The 19186-nt window shown below is 44.8% G+C and carries 10 protein-coding genes; 3 read left to right on the top strand and 7 right to left on the bottom strand.

Annotation, left to right across the window (positions count from 1 at the left end):
* Window positions 1-126: 126 nt before the first annotated feature.
* The gene (locus H6629_23515) at window positions 127-828 is read left to right on the top strand and encodes a T9SS type A sorting domain-containing protein (protein ID MCB9070757.1); all 702 of its coding nucleotides are present in this window, start codon (window positions 127-129) and stop codon (window positions 826-828) included.
* Window positions 829-909: 81 nt separating this feature from the next.
* Here the strand turns inward: H6629_23515 and H6629_23510 are convergent, their stop codons facing one another.
* Window positions 910-4338, bottom strand: a complete 3429-nt coding sequence (locus H6629_23510; GenBank protein MCB9070756.1) for a PAS domain-containing protein — start codon at window positions 4336-4338, stop codon at window positions 910-912.
* Window positions 4339-4665: 327 nt separating this feature from the next.
* On the opposite strand from H6629_23510, the gene umuD reads away from it, so the two are divergent.
* On the top strand, window positions 4666-5100 hold the full coding sequence (gene umuD, locus H6629_23505) for a translesion error-prone DNA polymerase V autoproteolytic subunit (GenBank protein ID MCB9070755.1): 435 nt from the start codon (window positions 4666-4668) through the stop codon (window positions 5098-5100).
* Window positions 5097-6377 (top strand): Y-family DNA polymerase, encoded by a 1281-nt coding sequence (locus tag H6629_23500; GenBank protein ID MCB9070754.1) that lies wholly within the window; start codon window positions 5097-5099, stop codon window positions 6375-6377. The genes umuD and H6629_23500 overlap by 4 nt, the downstream gene beginning before the upstream one ends.
* 28 nt (window positions 6378-6405) lie before the next feature.
* On the opposite strand, the gene H6629_23495 is transcribed toward H6629_23500, so the two are convergent.
* From H6629_23495 to H6629_23470, 6 genes are all read right to left on the bottom strand, one after another.
* Window positions 6406-8628 carry a UvrD-helicase domain-containing protein gene (locus H6629_23495; protein ID MCB9070753.1) on the bottom strand — a complete coding sequence of 741 codons (2223 nt, stop codon included), beginning with the start codon at window positions 8626-8628 and terminating at the stop codon, window positions 6406-6408.
* Window positions 8629-8717: 89 nt separating this feature from the next.
* Window positions 8718-10295 (bottom strand): hypothetical protein, encoded by a 1578-nt coding sequence (locus H6629_23490; GenBank protein ID MCB9070752.1) that lies wholly within the window; start codon window positions 10293-10295, stop codon window positions 8718-8720.
* Window positions 10296-10322: 27 nt separating this feature from the next.
* Entirely contained in the window at window positions 10323-11351 is a 1029-nt protein-coding gene (locus tag H6629_23485) for a PorV/PorQ family protein (protein ID MCB9070751.1), read from the bottom strand.
* Window positions 11352-11408: 57 nt separating this feature from the next.
* On the bottom strand, window positions 11409-14855 hold the full coding sequence (locus H6629_23480) for a hypothetical protein (GenBank protein ID MCB9070750.1): 3447 nt from the start codon (window positions 14853-14855) through the stop codon (window positions 11409-11411).
* A 111-nt stretch (window positions 14856-14966) separates the two neighbouring features.
* The gene (locus H6629_23475) at window positions 14967-17876 is read right to left on the bottom strand and encodes a TonB-dependent receptor (protein MCB9070749.1); all 2910 of its coding nucleotides are present in this window, start codon (window positions 17874-17876) and stop codon (window positions 14967-14969) included.
* Window positions 17877-17926: 50 nt separating this feature from the next.
* Window positions 17927-18610 (bottom strand): hypothetical protein, encoded by a 684-nt coding sequence (locus H6629_23470; GenBank protein MCB9070748.1) that lies wholly within the window; start codon window positions 18608-18610, stop codon window positions 17927-17929.
* Window positions 18611-19186 lie beyond the last annotated feature (576 nt).

Genomic DNA, 19186 nt, shown 5'->3' with positions numbered 1-19186 from the left:
TTGTTTAAAAACAACCACATACAGCGACAAATCAAAAATGTTTTTGCCAAATTTACATTTCTGGCACTCCAATTGATTTCAGGATAATTGTAAATTTATTCGTTTACCAAAAAAATGGAGTCGGGAATGAAAGTCAAATTTTCTCTGTTTATGTTTTTTATGACAATGTCTGTATTTGTATTTTATTCGCTCGGTATTTCCAAACCGGATGATAACGGATTGAGCGATCCCGGGTGCTCCGGCGGCAACTGCCACAATCACGATGCCGGAATAGTGAGCACACAAATGCTGCCGAATATGCAAATCGAAGTCACGTTGATTGGTGTTACCGCCGGTCAGGAAGTTGCCGGTGAGCTGATTGATGAAAATGGAAATGTGGTAGATGTTGAAAATTCATCCAACGACAACCCGTTCATTTTAACGGCACCTGCTAACGGAAAATATCTGATTAATGCAGGTTACAGAAGACCATCGCGGCTGTGGGATTCCACCTCTGTAGTTGTCGGCAGCGTAACCGGAATCGATGATCCGGCTATCAGCGATCTGCCACAGTCATTTGAACTTTACCCCAACCACCCCAACCCGTTTAACCCGGAAACGCAAATCCGCTTTACGATTCCGCAGTCCGGCGAAGTTGAATTAACAGTGTATAACATCAACGGTCAGGTTGTCCGGACGTTGACCGACGGCTTTCTGCAATCCGGGCTTCATGCGGTCCGTTGGGACGGGCGCAACGACCGAGGCGAGCTAAGTCCATCCGGAATATATATTTACGAAGTGATCAACAATGGAAAACGGCAGGCTAAACAAATGGTTCTTGCTAAATAATTTTGATGAATGAAGCTGTTTTTGGCGTCAGCGAACAGGTAGTTTCGCTGACGCTTTTTATTTTTGATCAATTTCCGTTACTCAAACGGAATATTTTTTGAGCTTCCGATATAATTCGGCAGGGTTAAACGGTTTTGTAATATAATCGTTCATCCCTGCGGTGTACACATCTCGTTTGGTTTCCATCAACGCGGAAGCAGTGAGTGCAATAATAGGAACCGTCGAATAACGGCTGTCGTCCAGATTTCGAATTTGCCGGGTTGCCTCGAGTCCGTCCATTTCCGGCATTTGCAAATCCATCAAAATGACAGAATAATTGTTCAGTCGCGCTTTCTCCAGCGCGATTTTGCCATTTTCTGCCGTATCCACCTCAATATCCCATTTATTCAAAAATTTTTGGGCAACACGGATATTCACACGGTTATCCTCCGCCAACAAAACCCTGGTTCCTTTCAGCGATGAAAACGTATCGGCGACAAAACTTGTCTCCTCTGTTTTCAGTATCTGATTTAACGGAACACGATAACGCATCACAAATGAGAACTCAGAGCCTTTACCAACCTCAGATTTTACAAATATTTGACTATCCTGTAATTCGAGTAGTCTTTTGGTAATTGCCAAACCCAAACCGCTGCCGCCATACATTCTGGAAATGTTGGATCGCGCCTGCGTAAAGCTTTCGAAAATACGTGACAAATTTTCTTTTTCGATGCCAATGCCCGTATCTCTCACGCTGAATAGGAGTTTGACAAAATCATTTTTGATCCCCAAATTTTTCACTGAAACCGTTACGTTGCCTTTTTCCGTAAATTTTAGTGCGTTGTTAATCAAATTTGTCAGCACCTGATTCAGCCGGATTGCATCGCCAACAACCACTTTTGGCACAGTTTTACCGATTTTGGTCAGCAACTGGTTCGATTGTTCCTCCGCTTTAAAGCTCATCGCGTGGCAAATGCTTTCCACCAATCGCGCCACATCGAACGCATTTTCCTCAAATTCTATTTTCCCGGCTTCAATCTTGTTAAAATCGAGAATATCGTTGATCAGCACCAGCAGATTTTCAGCGGAAAATTTTAACGTATTCAGATTTTCGATTTGATCATCACGGGGATTTTCCTGCCGCAACAGATGCGTCATCCCGATTACAGCATTCAGCGGCGTGCGAATTTCGTGCGACATCATCGAAAGGAACTCCGCTTTTGAATGCGATGCTTTTTCCGCCCTTTCTTTTGCCGCGATCAATTCCTGCTCGTATCGCACTTTTTCCGTAACATCTTGCGATGTTCCGCGTACTGCCCGCACAAAACCGGCACGGTTTAAAACCACATCGGCTTTTGCGTGAATGTATTTGATGGTCCCATTCGGCGTAACGATTCTATGCAACAAATCATATTTCTTACTATCAACTATCGATGCCTGAATGTATTCTTTCAACTTTTCAACATCATCCGGATGTACGGAATTTAAAAATTGCTCTCTGGAAAACTGCATTTCCTCAGTTTCCCAAATTCTGGCCATCCCTTTGGACATTATCACTTCATCTTTTCGAACCAGATATTCCCAGCTACCAATTGCAGCCAAAATTTGCGCTTCATTTAAGCGATTTTCGCTTTCCCGGAGCAATATTTCAACTTCTTTTTCCCGAGTGATGTCCATAAAGATGCCCGAAACACCGATTATTTTATCCCCCTCGTATTCTGGGCGTCCCATTGTGCGAATATGTTTTTCGATACCTGCCGCAGAAATAATTTTCAGATCCAGATTATACGGCTCACCCAACAACGCCTTTTTGAATGCCGCCTGAATTTTCGCCACACTTTCCGGATGATAGAAATTTATTGCCGTTGCAACATTTGGCGAAAAATCAACAGCCACATCGTGAATATTTTTTGTTTCCTCGGACCATTCCAGCGTGTTATTGATTACATCGAAATACCAATGCCCGATTTTGGCCGTTTCCTGGGCTTTTTTCAACATTTTTTCAGAACGCGAAAGCTTTTCTTCTGTCCGTTTCTTTTCGGAAATATCAGTTTCGACCGAAATATAGCCTTGCCATTTGCCGTTTTCGTAAATCGGCGTCAGCGATAGATACACCCAATACCCGGATCCATCTTTGCTATAGTTGTAAACTTCGCCCCGGAAAGTTTCGCGTGCCGCAATCGCTTTAGCAATATCATTTATTGTCTTCTGTTTTGTTTTGGGACCGGAAAGCAAATCCTCTGGCTTTTTGCCCGCCAGTTCATCCATGCTATACTTTGATATTTGTTCAAAACTTTTATTCACCCATGTAATTCTTCCCTGCGTATCAGTGATCAATACACCATTGATGGTTCTTTCTGCAACGAGTGCCAATCTGCGAACTTCCGCTTCCGCTTTTTTCAACTTGGAAATATCCGTATGTGTGCCAATAAAGCGTTTGGGTTTACCTTCTGCAGTGCGTTCAATAATTTTCCCATGTGAAATAATCCATACATAATGCCCGAATTTGTGGCGCATACGAAATTCGATGTAATAATGTCTGGTTTCTTCGTTAATATGTTTTTCAATCTTTTGTTTGGCTTTGGGCAAATCTTCCGGGTGCACCCGAGTTGCCCACTCATCCAGCGTATCCGAAATTTCGTGCGGTTCGTAGCCTAACAGTTTTTTCCAGGTATCGGAGTAAAATACTGTATTGTTTTCAACATCCCAATCCCACACTCCCTGGTTTGCGTTTTCCAGTGCAAACGCCCAACGCTGCTCGTTGATTTGCAGTTTTTGCTGCAGCTCAAATTTTTCCGTAATATCCGATATTGCGGCTGTTATCGTTTTTGCACCGCTTACCGGATCGATCACTCTGGAAATCGTCGCTATATAATACCGTTTATCGGCGGGGTGTTGATACTCCAGTTTTATCGTTTTACCCGTTTTGAGCACCGTTTTAAAATTCTCTGAGAAGTATTCCCCGAACTCATCCGCAAAAACTTCCCGGATGGTTTTGCCGATAAATACGTCTTCCGGCATAAACAAACGTGAGGGATCGGACACCCATACCGTGAGAAACCGTTCATTTTCATCAAACTGAAACACGATATCCTTGATAGATTTTACAACCGCTTTCAGATTGCTATTCGCTTTGGCCAAGCTCTCTTTTGCTTCGTGCAGTTCCGTAATATCCTGACAGGTGCCGGTGATGTTAACCGGCTGCCCATTCTCATATTCCGTAACAACATTTGAATGGACGACACGCACCGTGCCGTCCGGCCGGATAATTCGCTGGCTAAACTGACAATTCCCGTTGGCAATGCATTCTACAACTTTCGATTGAACGTATTCAACATCATCCGGATGCACCAGCTGGAAATATTCTGTTTTTGAGGGGGATGGTTTACCTGGGTCAATACCGTATATTCGATAAGTGCCTTCCGACCATATTGTGGTTTCTGTTGCTAACTGCAGAACCCAATATCCAACTTTTGCCTGCTTCTCAATTTGGTCTATTAAAGCACTTTTGTTCAGGAAACTCTTTTTCAATTCAATTACCCACATTTCTAATTCTACTAACTTATTTTGATTCTAATCAATAATTTCGACACAAAATGAATGAACCTTAACGCTTGCAAATTGCGGCGTAAAATTTAATAATTGTGTTCAATAGCAATCAATTACGAGCACTGAATGGTCTAAAAACTGGTGTAGCTTGGTAAATTTTAGCGTTTCGTTTTTGTTGATTCGGCGCACTTTTAGATATACATAAATTCACTTATTTTCACAAAAGATTCTCTGTTTTTGGGTTCAAGGGTCGATGATAAGCCATAATTAGTGATTTTTATTCCACTATTTAAAAAGGATTTTATGGCGATGGATCGACCGTGTAAAAACAAACATCTCCTGCCGGTTGTCCGGCTACCGCTGCTGCTGAAGTTCAGCTTTATACCGGCACGCGCCGGTTTTCCCTCCCCTGCGGATGATTATCTGGAAGGCAAGCTGGATATCAATCGATTGCTTATCCAGCATCCGAACTCAACCTACATTTTCCGGGTGGAAGGCGATTCCATGGTTTCGGAGCGCATCTGCAACGATGATCTGTTGATTATTGACACTTCCATCACACCCAAATCCGGCGAAATTATTCTGGCAGTGCTGGACGGCGGGTTTGTGGTAAAACGCATGATTCAGCGCGACAACCACATTCTGCTGATGGCGATGGACGGCGATTTCGACCCGATTCTGGTAAAACCGGAGCGGGATTTCGAAATCTGGGGAAAAGTGACTTTCGCAATCCACAGATATTGAGGCAAAATTTGTTCGCATTAGTGGATTGCAACAGCTTTTACGCCTCCTGCGAAAAGGTGTTTCGCCCGGATTTGCGACATGCGCCGGTGGTGGTGCTTTCCAATAACGATGGTTGTATTGTGGCGCGCAGCCCGGAAGCAAAACGGCTGGGCATTGATATGGCGCGGCCGGCGTATCAGATACAGCAAGTGTTGGAAAAACATAATGTTACGATATTTTCCAGCAACTACGCGCTGTATGGCGATATGAGCCAACGGGTGATGCAAACGCTGGCCGGTTTTGTGCCGGCGGTGGAGGTATATTCCATCGACGAAGCGTTCATGGATTTGCGGGGGATGCGCGCCAACAATTGGCCGCTGTTTGCCGAATCCGTTCGCGATACGGTTCGGCAATACACCAAAATTCCCACCGGCGTAGGCATTGCGCCCACCAAAACGCTGGCGAAACTGGCTAATCACGTCGCAAAAAGGTGGAGCGGTTATTCGGGCATTTGTGTGCTGGATAATCCCGCGCTCATTCGCGGCATACTGGATCATTTTCCGGTAGAAAATTTATGGGGAATTGGCAAACAATACACCAACCGGTTGGGTAAATTTGGCATCCAAACCGCCGGGCAGCTCGTTAAAGCACACGATTCCTGGATTTTGAAAGAATTAACGGTCGTCGGGTTGCGCCTGGTTGAGGAACTGCGCGGCAAACCGTGCATCGCGCTGGAAACCGTTCCGGGACCGAAAAAAGGGATCTGCACTTCGCGCTCGTTTGGCGATGATGTAACGGCGCTCACCGATCTGGAATCGGCAGTCACCGCGTTTGCCGGCAACTGCGCCCGAAAATTGCGGGTGGATAAATCCTGCGCCAAACAGATTTCGGTGTTTTTGCACACCAACTGTTTCCGGCCGGATCAGCCGCAATATTGCAATTATCGCATCATCGAATTGCCCGTGGCCAGCAACAGTACGCCGGAGTTGGTCACATACGCGCTGCGTTGTTTGCGATTAATTTTCAGAGAAGGGTACCGATACAAAAAAGCAGGGGTAATGGTAGATGATATTTTCCCGGAAACCGAAACACAGCTCAACCTGTTCGACGATGTTCAGCGGGACAGGCAACAGCGGATTTCCGGAATCATGGACTCGCTAAATCAAAAAATAGGGAAAGATGCGTTATTTATTGCGTCGCAGGGTGCCCGGCAAAACGGGTGGCGATTGCGCCAGCAACGGCTCTCGCCCCGTTACACCACACGCTGGACGGATTTGCCAAAAGCACGGTTTGGGTAATCGGGGAAATGGGATATCGATTACAACATCAGCTATCCGCTTTTTGCAGGTTGGCATATTCGGCGATCAGCTTTTTCATCCCGGCGCCTTTGAAAAACACGCTGAGTTTGGTGCCCATTCCCGTGCCTTCCATGCCCAAAATTTGCCCGCGGCCATAGGTTTCGTGAATCACCCAATCGCCAATTTTCCAAATGCCTTCGCTGGTCATCATTTCGGCGGCGTAGGTTGGCGCCTGCGAATCGTCGTAGCTGCGATGGCGATTGTACCGCGAGTTATCCGTGCCTTCCCAACTGCCGACAGACGTGCGCGTTTTCAAAAATTCGATGGGGATTTCGTTCAGAAAACGGGATGCCATACTACGAAAAGAATTGCCGGTGCCGCCGGATGTAAATCGTCGCCGCTGGCGCGCCCAAGTTAAATATAAATAATCCTTTGCGCGTGTCATTCCAACATAAAACAACCGGCGTTCTTCTTCGAGATTTTCATCATTTTCCAGCGAACGGAACAGCGGAAACAACCCGTCTTCCATCCCCGCGACAATCACCAGCGGGAATTCCAGACCTTTCGCGCTGTGCAACGTCATCAGCGTTACGGCAGAGCTGGTCGGGTCCCAGCGGTCGATGTCGGTCAGCAATGCCACATCTTCCAGATATTGGGCGAGCGTGGCAAATTCGCCGGTCGCGTTTTCGGAAAACGCCGCGATACTGTTCAACAATTCGTTGATGTTTTCCAACCGGGTTTGGTCGTCGGGCAATGCGCTGAGGTCATACATTCGCGCCAGCCCGAACATGTCCACAACTTCAGTCGCGATTTCAAATGCGCTGGACACCTCAATTCGATTTTGCAGATTCGCCAGTTGTCCGGCAAATTCCAGCACTTTGCTTTTGGCACCGGCGGGAAGCCCATCGATACTTGCCGCACTGAACATCGCATTGTGCAGCGAAATGCCGTTGCGATCGGCAAATTCCTGCAATTTTTGGAGCGTTTTGCCGCCAATTCCCCGTGTCGGGAAATTGATGATCCGTTGCAGTGCAATCGAATCATTATTGTTCACCAACACCCGCAGATAAGCGAGCACATCTTTCACTTCTTTGCGATCGTAAAATTTGGTGCCACCGACAATCACATACGGCACGTTGGCGCGTCGGAGCTTGTCTTCCAGCGCCCGCGATTGCGCGTTCGTCCGGTAGAGAATCGCCATGTCCCGAAAATCCAGATCGTGATCGCGTTTGGCCTGTTTCAAAATAGAAACAGCCTGGGCAGCTTCAACGCCTTCGTCCGATGTTTCGACAACCTGGATATCCGAACCGCCGGATTTATCGCTCCACAAATTTTTGCCGAGCCGTTTGGAATTGTTGCGCACCACCGCGTTCGCGGCATCGAGAATAATTTGGGTGGAGCGATAATTTTGCTCCAGCCGCACCACTTCGCAGTCCGGGTAATCGCGTTCGAAACTGAGGATATTTTCGATATCCGCGCCGCGCCAGCGATAAATACTCTGGTCTTCGTCACCCACAACGCAAATTCGCCGGTGCGTTTCGGACAACTTTTTGACAAAATAATACTGCGCTTTGTTGGTATCCTGATATTCATCCACCAACACGTAGCGAAATTTTTGTTGATATTTTTTGAGGATTTCAGGCTCGCGAGTGAACAAATCGAGCGGCTTAATCAGCAGATCGTCAAAATCCATGGCGTTATTGCGCCGCAAAGCTGTTTCATATCCGTGATAAATTTTGGCAATTTGCCGGTCTGTAAAATCGCCGGCGCGCTCCTCAAACATTTTCGGGCTGATCAATTTGTTTTTGCAATCGCTGATTTTATGCTGCGCTGAGCGCGGTTTCAATGTGGTTTGGTTGATGTTCAACCCTTCCATCACCTGCTGAATCAGCCTTACCTGATCGTCAACATCGTAAATCGTGAAACTGGTATCGTATCCGAGATGCTGGCTTTCGATGCGTAAAATGCGCGCGCAAATTGAGTGAAACGTGCCGATCCACATGCCGTCGGTAGCCATTCCCACCAGTTCATCCACCCGGTGACGCATTTCCCCGGCCGCTTTATTGGTAAATGTTACCGCCAAAATTTCCCATGGCTGAACCACGCGCCTGTCAAGCAAATAGGCGATTTTGTAAGTGAGCACACGGGTTTTGCCGCTGCCGGCACCGGCGAGAATCAGCAGTGGACCATCCTGATATTCCACCGCGCGACGCTGTTCGGGATTGAGATCGGAAATTTTTGAGAAATTCATTGATTCCGGGGGTTTGATTTTGAATAAATTAAATCGCAGAACGGCAGGAAATTAAACCAGCACCATTGAAAATGAAAGGGATAATTGAATCAGGGGTTGGCAAGTTTCCAGTTTTCGCTGACCGTCGGGAAAATCGGACGATTGGTGCCGGCGCGATAAAACCTGGTGGTCGCCCACGGATTGTTTTTGAACTGAACAACCTTTATGGTATCCAATACATCTTGGTTAATGTTGACGGGAAAAACATTCCGGAGGCTGTCGCAGGTTTGCTGGAGCAGTTGAATTTTTTTGTGGATCATCGCATCGTTTTTGACTTGCGGAGCATCGTAATCCAGCACTGGTCCCTTTTCTTTATTGACAACATATTTATCGTTGAAATTGGTGTAAAAATCGATCAAATCGTTGTCGGTGAAGGGCATTTTTTTTGTGATATGACTGGCAGATGCTTCAAAAACCCATTTATCCTGCCATGTTTTCAACCCTTTTTGCACGTTCGGCGCATCCGCCAAATCACGATCTTTTGCGCGTTGAACAGAAAAATAATCACGAATGGACAACTGAATGGCATAGTCCAGAATGGTTCGATAATCATCGGATTTTGCGGTTTCCGGGTTGACATATCGCGTTTTGAAATATGGCAGAAACTCGCCGATCGAAACACTGCCATCGCGCCAGGTGAAAAACTCCGCATCAAAATTATCCCGCAATTTTGCCATCGCGGTAAATTTATCCGCCGCATTTTTTACATCCAGCAAAAATACGCCGCGTTTGATATCAAAATTCTTTTCCCACTCAACAAGTGCGGGAGCCAACAGGTTAAATGCCTCAGCTTTGGTTTTTACTTCCAGCGGCGTCATCATATCGACGACGTATTTTTTAACCATTTCGCCATATTTCCGGTAAAAAATAATTTGCTCAAACCGCGATGCCTGGCTTTTATATTCGTTGGTTGTTACCGCGGATCGGCGAATATCCAACACTTGAAAAATCAAATAGTTATCGCTAATTTTTACCGGATCGGAAATTTCGCCAAAAGGCAAATTTTCGATGGCTTGCAATATTTCCGGGCTGATTTGCTGGTAATCGACATAATCGCTGATCAATAGATTGGGATCGATTCTGCGCCGTTCCGGATTATTATTTTGCAGCTCGTCGACCGTTTCGGCATAGCCGACTTCGCGCATGCGTTGGGCAACTTTTTGGGCGTTCTCCAAATTATTTTCCGGCCAATACCTGAATTTAAACGTCACTTTGGATTTGTTGATTTCTGCTTTAATCTCGTCCGGCGTCACTTTAATTTTGCTGCGGACATCGGCTTCCAACAGCGCATCGATCATCAGTTCCTGACGCAATTCTTCTGTTTCGGCCAAAATCCAGGTGCTTTTTTCCAAACCTAATTGGTAGCCCTTTTTCGCGAGCAGTTTTTCGTTGATCATGAAATCCAGATAGCTGCGTTTTTTGGTCTCAACCGTCTCACCAGGTTTGAGATGTCCTGATGCATTTTCGTAGCTCATCACAAAATCTGATACCGTGATGCATTCTTCCCCGATAGTTGCCACAACCGGTTCTTCTTTTTTGGCACAGCCATATAAGACAAAAATCGCTGTTACGAATAACAGCGATTTTATTGTTTTGAAAATCACGATATTGCTTATTTTTTTATCCATTCCAGAAAAAATATCTTCCAAATATGTTTAGTTGAATACCAATCCTAAAGAGAAGCGATGAACGCTTTCCAGAATTCCCCAGTCAGAATATGCATAATCGATACGGAATCCGAGGCTAGTCGGTGTCTGATAATCAATCCCGCCACCGAGGGTCAACCCATTTATTCCGGCATCTTCGAACGCATTTTCATAACCACCGCGCAAGAAAACAGTTCCTGCAAAACCGTATTCAATACCAAAACCCATACTTTCGGTCGAGTTGCTGGGGTGCAGTAAATCTGTTGTCAGCGTCACTTCCGAAAAAGAGCCAAGTTGTTTGGAGTATGAAATACCGGCACGGAAAATTTGCGGCAGCGGATAAGACCCGACTTTGTAGGAAACGGGCACGTTGTCAATCGTTGTGACATTTTCGTTCGGGTCGAGCACAGTATCCAGATCACGACCGTCCAAACGAATCTGACCGCCAAAATTGCTGATGCTCATGCCAAGCTTCATGCCTTCAACCGGAGTCAGATAGAATATCCCCAAATCAATTGCAGTGGTGCCACCACTGACATTGAGTATCTTTTCGTTGATGTATTTTCCTGTGAGGCCAAAGCTGAACCTGTCTGTCAGTGATTGTGCGTAAGTAACACCGACAGCAAAGCTTCTTGCGCCGTAAGTCAAGCCGTTCCCTTCGGGATTTTCGACCGTTCGCACGGGCTGCTCACCAAAATCGAGCATTGTGAAGCTGACGCCAACAGCAGCGTTGAACATCGGCAAAGGCATGGAGGTCGCCAAATATTCGAAATTTGTGCCAACCAACCATTCGTTGTGCATCAATTCCAACTGGATATTGTTCATCCAAACGATACCCGCAGGGTTGTAATACATTGCTGTCGGATCGTTAGATAATGCGGTGTAAGAACCGCCCATCGCCATTGCCCTTGCGCCAACACCAATTTCAAGAAACGAGGCTGCGTTGGTACCAACATTGCTGACTTCCGTTTGAAATTGCCCGAAAGCGGCATAACCCAACACTGTCAGCAGCAGAATTATATGTTTGATTTTAAGCATTTTATTACCCTATCATTTACAAAGTTCTTGAAAATCCGTCATCAAACGCATTCACATTTATTTGATAATTGCAAACTTGCCGGTTTTCACACCGATTCCGGGCGCTTCAACGGCATAAAAATATATTCCGAATGCAACTTCCAAACCGTCTCTCGTACGCAAATCCCATGCACGCCGGCGATTGCTGGATGATGCGTTGTGGTCCAGCTCCCGAACAAATTTACCCGATGCAGTGAAGATTTTGATCGTGCATTTTTCCGGTAAATTTACAAATTCAACTTTACGATCGCCGCGGCCTTCATCGCGGTTTACAACCAATCGTTCATCAAGGTTGTATGCAATGTAGGGATCGGGAACTACGTAAATTTCATCGAGTTCGTTTTTGGCCATTTCTGTGTTTACTGCATTTCCAAAGAGTTCAAATTCAAGAACATCATCCCGATCAAATGTTTTACGGGTTACAATTTTGTAAACATCACCATTTTGGGGTGCAACATATTGCGAAGTATCCAGATCTGCAGGGTAATTAAATTCGAACCGATAGAGGTTTTTACGTCCCTGAATCGTTTTTACAATTGTGATGTCGTCGTTTTGATCCAGTTTACCAACTTCGTTCCGGTCGAAGATGAAAAAGTCCATCTGAATTTCATTTCCGGGATCTGTTACATCCCAAATCTGGAAATTAACCGGGCGTCGGGTAACGGATGAATCTGCGTTTTCACCCAACACACGTATTTCAAAATCGCGTTTTACCCGGAAAAAGCTTGGCTCAGTTTTATCAAATAACTTCAGGGTTGAGACACCACTAATCCATTTGGATTTTGTGGTATCAATTTTTGTGGTATCGTTCTGCACCAGAAAATAAAATCCTTCGGTAATTGCCTCGTCTGTTTTGGCATTATTGGCAGGATTTAACAAATTCAATACGGTTGCATTTTTGCTGAGCGATTCCAGTTTTACGCGGCTCAATTCGCCGGTATAATTGGCGGAATCGAGGAAAACGTATCTGCCATCATCTTCAAAAGTAACCCGATAGCGAGCACCGTTTTGCATGATGAGCGGGTTATAAACTTCTATCGAAACCGAACCGGTGGCGTTGCCTTCGACGGTTTCAACCTGATTATCTTTCAAGCCGGGTTCTTCCCATCCAGCTAATAATTCTGTGGGAATTACCCGAGCAGTATTTCTATCAAAAGCAATTGCGCGACCTAAGAGGTCAACCTGCACGTTGATCGGTGTTTCAGTGGGTGCGATATCTGCGAGGTCTTGTAAAGTGGAATCTCCCAGAATATCGTAAAATGAACTGTGATGACCGCGGTCAACAGCAGAAATCGCGTAATAATATGTTCTGCCATTTGTAACATCGACGGAATCGATATAAAAATGTTTGAGACCGGAATCATTACCCATGTTGTAGGTTGTTCCCAAATCACTATCACTACCCAATTCGCTACCAAGACTAACCGGGTGCAAGCCCTGAATCCCATTTGCTAAATCGTAAATTGCGCGGGGTTTAAAAAGTAACGGGTTGCCAAAAGCATCCGTAATGGTGCGAATATCTTCGAATGAAGGCACCGTTGATTTGTAAACATAATACGCTTCAAAGTCGCGTTTGTAAATCGGGTCGAAAGACTTTTCCGAAATATCATCCCATTGCAGAAAAACTTTATCATCGCCGGCTGTCGCTGTAAGTGTGGATTGGCTCGGCGGTTTGGCAAAGTTGTAATCGTTATCGTAAATAATCTGCATGGTTTTTTTGTTCCGCAATGCATCCGGGAAATCGTTTCCGAATACCAGCGCAATTGCATAACTGTGGGTTTCTTTGCGAGTTTCACCAAACACTACGCGCTCGGTAAAATCGACAAAACCGCTACCGTATACAAAAGCAACGTCCGTTGCCCAGTCCGGATCGCGGGAAATCAGGCTGTCCGGGTTCGGTTGGAGGCGTTGCCAATATTCCTGATCGTTATCCATACAGCATGTGTAAGCATGAAAGGATACTGATGTTAAACCAACCTGATCCGATTCGTCGTTATCTGTGAATTCAAAATCGGGTTCATTGAGTGTCGGTAAACCGTCTGCTTCGCCGGCGTCGGGTCCGGGATATCCAACTTCTTCCGGTCCGAGTCCGTCAAAGCCCAAGTCATCGTTGATACGATCGATATCCAGTTCTCCGTTTCCGTTAACGTCTTCACCTTCATCGAGAATACGATTGTAGTTAACGTCTTCATTTGTGAACACGCCATCGCCATCCAAATCTTCCCATGTATCCCAGTCGCCGTCGTCGTCGATTCCGTTTGATTGGCTTTCGTCGATTAATCCATCCAGATCGTTATCGATACCGTCAAAAGATAAACCAGGGCTTTCCAAAAAGGCAAAACCAAAATATCCCGTTGGGAATCCGGTATCGGGATCGCGTCCGCTTTTGTTCCAGGTGTATGTGATGTCATCCAACGTTTGTGCATCTGCGTCGTTACCGGTGTTGATACCCATGTCCGGGTCAACCATCATCCCGACAACCGACTTCTCGATATCTTTTCCTTTGTTGGTGATATCGTAAAGATTAATTAACAAATCTTCCGCCAAACGGCCGTTCCACTGATAGGATCGAACTTCAATTTCCATGCCCAATCCACGTTTGCCATCCGGCCAGCTTCTGGTGTCGTCATCAAATGGAAAGTATAAAAATTGATCATTTTCATAATCGTTCATTACATAATATGTTTCCTGATCCGCACGCGGCTTTGCGCCGTTTTCGCCATTCCAGCGTCCTGCACGAACGCCGGGAAAGTTATCTCCGATCTGGCGGGTGTCGCCTTCGTAGGATTGTGCCGGCCAATATTCCGGCCAGGTTTCTTTCCGTGCAGTTGTGGCAAACCAGCCAATCGCATTCCGCATCGAAAGATCCAGTTCGCCGTTCCCGTTGAAGTCCTCGATCGGTTGCAAAATACCATCGCCTTCGCCGGGATCATTTGTTCCCGGTTCACCATCTTCCCCCACATCTTCGCTGATACCATAAACGAGCGGTGTGCGCAATGAGCTTGGAATATCCAGGTTGTAATATCCGGGAATCGGCTGCCATATGGCAAGGTGCGGACGCGGTTGGTTGACACGGTTTCCGTTTCCAAAATCATACGGGTCGGAAATAATTGCGATCGGGTTTCCGTTAACATCGTTAACTTCTGCCGCAACGTAAAAGAAACCGCCAAAAATTGAAGGTACCTGCTGTGCGCCTTTTGGCCATGCGAGGTAATTTCCACGGTTATTGCCGTCTCCGTTTGAGAGTAACCCACGGTTATCAATTTGACCGGTTACCAGGTTACCATCAATAAAAACAGTTCTGTAATAAATCCGGTTGCCTTCATTTTCCTGGCTGGTTTTGGACAGCCGGTTGTATTGGCCACGGGAGCTTTGGAGAGAATTGTTTGTTCTTTCGCCAGATTTTTCATTTTTGTCTTTTTCGGAAGCCTCGGCAAAAACCAGGCTGTTTCCTGCAAAAGCCAAAATGAAAACGTATATTGAACACCGAACTAAAAATCGCTTAAGCATTTAATTACCTCATTATATAAAATCTTCGTATTCTCTTTTCCGGTATCTTTACCTGTCAAACCCGGTTTAGAATTTGAATTCAAAACCGACTTGCACTTTTCTGGGAGCAGAGAAAAAGTCTGGGCGCAAATCTGCTTCCTGAAAGCTAATAACACCTTCACTCTCAATTTCGCCCTCCATTACTAATGTAATTTCGGGTAATCGTGCATTTTCATCTGCTTTACCACTGGCGGCAAAAACATTTTCCGCGTTCAAGTGATCAAAAATGTTATCAACTTTGAAAAACAGAACGCTCTTTAATCCGGCGATATTCAGATTTTTCTTAGCCTTCAAATCGATACTCCAGCTCAGCGGTTTGTTCGCGGAGTTACGAAATTCGCGTTCGTTCAAACCAAAATTTTCCAGAAAATCGGGTGAAAACGGTGTATTGGAATCCAGAAATCCTGTAATACCAACACTCCAGTTGTTGGGCTTCACAAAATTCACATAACAATTGAAGGTGTGACGCTGATCCCAATCCAGCGGAGCCACCTGACGATCGACAAAAACTTCCGTTGCACCGGTTACACTCGGTGTGGCATTTACCAAAAACAACTCGGTCGGATCGGAGTTGCTGCCGTTGGTGTAAGCCATTGTGTAGTTCATGCCGCCATTGAAATTCCCGGAACGCTTGGTAACGTCCACAACTATACCTTTGGACAAACCATAATCGCGATTGACGAAGCGGGTATATTTCACACCGTCAACCGTTTGAACTTGTTCGATACCGAGTAAATTCCGGAAATCTTTATAATATGCACTAATGTTAACAGCGATCGAAGTTCCGATACCTTGCTGCAAACCGATTTCATAAGCGACTGTTTTTTCCGGCTCCAAATCTGCGTTTCCGAGCAATCTGTCTTCCAAATCAATCGGGGAAAGGCTAACCAACGGCTGATTGAACATCCGGCCGTGCGGCGGCATTTGGAAAAAGTGACCGTATGAAGCCCGGAATGCACCCTGCGAGGAAATCGGGAAAGAAATTGCAAACCGTGGGCTAAACTGTGATTTAACCGTAGACTGAACAAGATTCTGTTCCGAACCGACCAGCGATGCCTCTGCGCGATAGTTTGCGGGCACTTTTTCGTTTGCGTTAAAATAATCGTATCGAACACCGGCGTTTAGGATAATATCGGAGCCAAGCTCCAGTTTATCTTGAAGATAGAATGCCATTTCAAACGGCTTATTCGAATAATCGCTGTAGGATTCAACTTCATCACGACCAACTTCGCGAACCCGGGTTGTGTCAAAAATAGTTTCCCAATTCCGCCAGTATAAATTCAGCGAGCTCCAGTAATCGTCAAATGACATGCCACGCGGATTTACAAAATTATCCAGCGGCCAGTCGTTATTTTCCCATGCGGAGGTTAATTGGAATCCACGATTGTAGATATCATAATAATGTTGTGTAACAGAAAATCCGGCTTTGATCAGATTTATCTTGTCAACTTGCCAGTTGAAATCGCCCTGAAATGCATATTTATCAACATAATTGCGACCTTCTGCATTGGTATATAAACCGGACGTTCCGCCAATGTTAAATTGCGTTCCACCTGATAAGTTTGTAGTTGTAATTGTAAATGGCGAAACCATTATACCGTCATCACCGGGGAATTGGGCAATTTTATTGTCTTTTCTGAAATACGAATCGCCATCATCGCGTTGATAGGATGCGGCAAAGTTGTAAAAGAAATTATCGCTGGGAAAATGTTGAAAACGCAGGAAATGCGAATACCGCCAATCTTGCGTTGTCTGGCGATTATCCGGCGAAAATACGTTCACCCTCGCCGTTGAACCATGTGATTCGCGATATGAGCCAAATCCGGTATAAGCTACTGTAATTTTTGGGGTTACCGAATAGGTCAATTTGGCTTGCAAAGAACCATAATCTGAAGTTAACGCTGGACCTGTCGCGCCATCACCTGTAGTAAGACCAAGCGAATCAGGGATATTAATTACGCCGCCTGCCTGAATATTATCTTTTGCCCATTCGCGATATGCAGCAATTCGCCAGCCATCTTCCGAACTAAAGCGCCGCTGATACCACTGAACGCTTTCGCTATTGTTGTAGCGACCGGTAATAAAAAATCCAAGTTTGTCCGACAAAATCGGACCGGTCAGGCTGAACTGAACGTTTTGTTCAGCAACAACATCAAAATTGTTTACTTCGCTGTAAATGTTTGTTTTATTGCTTAGCCAGTCACCCGCATAGTATTCAACATTACCGCTGAATTTTGCAGCCGGACGCCGGGTAACAATATTTACAACCCCGGATTGTGCCTGACCGTATTCTGCGTTAAATGTACCGGTAATCACTTCCAGTTCTGCAACCATATTGTTGTCAACTTCGACCAAACTGCCGCCGTTTTGTGCAAAACTGTTGTTTACCGCAACGCCATCAACAACATAGGAAACTTCGCGAGCACGTCCGCCGCGGAAGTGCAACTGTCCCCCACTGCTGACAACACCGCTCTGCAACTGGATAATTTCTTCGATTTCCGTAACCGGCAGCAAATCTACCGTTTCAGAAGTTACCACCGATGAGCTGTGAGTTCTGTCCAGTTCAATGGCGGCACGCTCGGCTTCTACCGTTACCGTTTCACCTTCAATTGCTGCGGATGTCATTTTGATTTCTAATGTGGTCGTACGATCCACACTAACCCGGACATTATTGAGGGTGGTTTCTTTATAGCCAACATAAAACACCGTCAATTTATATGCATCCGGTGACACGTTTAGAATGACAAAATATCCGTCAACATCTGTTGCAGCACCCAAATTCGTGCCTTCGAGTACAATGTTCGCACCAATTAATGGCTCGCCGGTGTTTGCATCGACTACAGATCCGGCTATTTTACCCGTTGTTCCTGCATGCAGAACAACAAAACTCATCAGCAGAAAAAGCAGGATAATTGCGGTTGGTTTTTTATTGAACATTAATAATGCTCCTATATTCGCTTAGTTTTTTTTCTATCTTTAGGAAATTCTTAAAGTTTTTGAAATGCAGAATAAGCTCTTGCACCTTGGATACTGCCATCTGAAAATGGATAATTCTGTATTTCACCAATCGTGCTCAAGATATTTGCAGAATGTGAATAGTCTATGATTGCAAATCTTAACTCGCCTGTCAGTAAAGAACCTTGAAAAGGTATATTTAAATTTTTAGGAACAATAATCATATTTTCATCACGAATGTCCAAAATTCCATTCTCTATTAATTGGATTCCAATTTCCAAACTATCAGTAGGATTTTTAAAAAACACTGTTCGGAAAAGGGAATAAGTATAGTTCTTGTTTTTATCAATTGTCAAACTAATATCCGAATCCCTCTGATAAATAAAATAATTTTTCAATGTATCAATAGTTGGCACTTGAAGTACTAACTCACTGCCCGCAATTGAATCAAAACTTACAGGACTTACTATGGATTCCAAAATTGCGGCATCAATAGTATCACGAAGAGATGTATCCTGCACCCCAACAGCCGTGAAATATGCAAAATCCCAATTACCGGCAATATCTTCAATCATGGGCCCGTTATAGGAAACAAACTCAGGATTGTTCGGCTCCAAAGGCTCAGTGCAACTGTAAAAAATCATGTTCATTAACATGACCCAAATTACCATATAAGATGACAATTTGTTGCTAATTGGATTGTGTCTTTGCTTCATGCAGTTCTCCATAAATAGTCCAGCTATTTGTGATTATCAGGCGGATTTATTCGACAATTTTAACCGATTGCGAAACAATCGCAAAAAGCAGGCGGCTAAAAAAATGCGACAATTCGGTTTGACAAATATTACTGTTTAGTGATCATCTATGTGAAGAGGCGTTGCGATCAGAACAACTGTCGTTGAAAATTGGGTCAACACAGTCTGTCAATTCGGCTTATAATTGTAGAAGCAACAATAGATTGCTTCAGGGTCACTTGGGTCAATTACGCTGCACTCTTTCCACACGGATGAGAATTTACGAAATAATCGCTTAAATGCAACTCTTTGAAACAATTTTTTACATTTTTCGTAGGGAACTTTTTATTACGATTTCTCAGCTCAACGTAAATAATGCATCTTTGAATGATCGTGCCAGATAATTATCGATTGGCAAAATATGAGTGAATAAAATTTTTCGTACTACAAAAAAACTGTTTGACAACCCGATTCGAATTGATTATACTTTTGCGAAATAAAGGAACAAATGATGAACAACGCTTTTCCGAAATCTCAGTTTTTTGCAAAAATGTGCTG

Source organism: Calditrichia bacterium (assembly GCA_020634975.1).
Taxonomy (GTDB): Bacteria; Calditrichota; Calditrichia; order RBG-13-44-9; family J075; genus JACKAQ01.
The sequence above is the reverse complement of the archived record's forward strand: the minus strand, read 5'-3'. Positions and strand labels throughout refer to the sequence as shown.

What these genes read in the sequence shown, in the direction of transcription:
- H6629_23515 (MCB9070757.1), top strand. Translation starts at nt 127, where the DNA reads ATGAAAGTCAAATTTTCTCTGTTTATGTTTTTTATGACAATGTCTGTA.
- umuD (MCB9070755.1), top strand. Translation starts at nt 4,666, where the DNA reads ATGGATCGACCGTGTAAAAACAAACATCTCCTGCCGGTTGTCCGGCTA.
- H6629_23495 (MCB9070753.1), bottom strand. Translation starts at nt 8,628, where the DNA reads ATGAATTTCTCAAAAATTTCCGATCTCAATCCCGAACAGCGTCGCGCG.
- H6629_23490 (MCB9070752.1), bottom strand. Translation starts at nt 10,295, where the DNA reads ATGGATAAAAAAATAAGCAATATCGTGATTTTCAAAACAATAAAATCG.
- H6629_23485 (MCB9070751.1), bottom strand. Translation starts at nt 11,351, where the DNA reads ATGCTTAAAATCAAACATATAATTCTGCTGCTGACAGTGTTGGGTTAT.
- H6629_23475 (MCB9070749.1), bottom strand. Translation starts at nt 17,876, where the DNA reads ATGTTCAATAAAAAACCAACCGCAATTATCCTGCTTTTTCTGCTGATG.
- H6629_23470 (MCB9070748.1), bottom strand. Translation starts at nt 18,610, where the DNA reads ATGAAGCAAAGACACAATCCAATTAGCAACAAATTGTCATCTTATATG.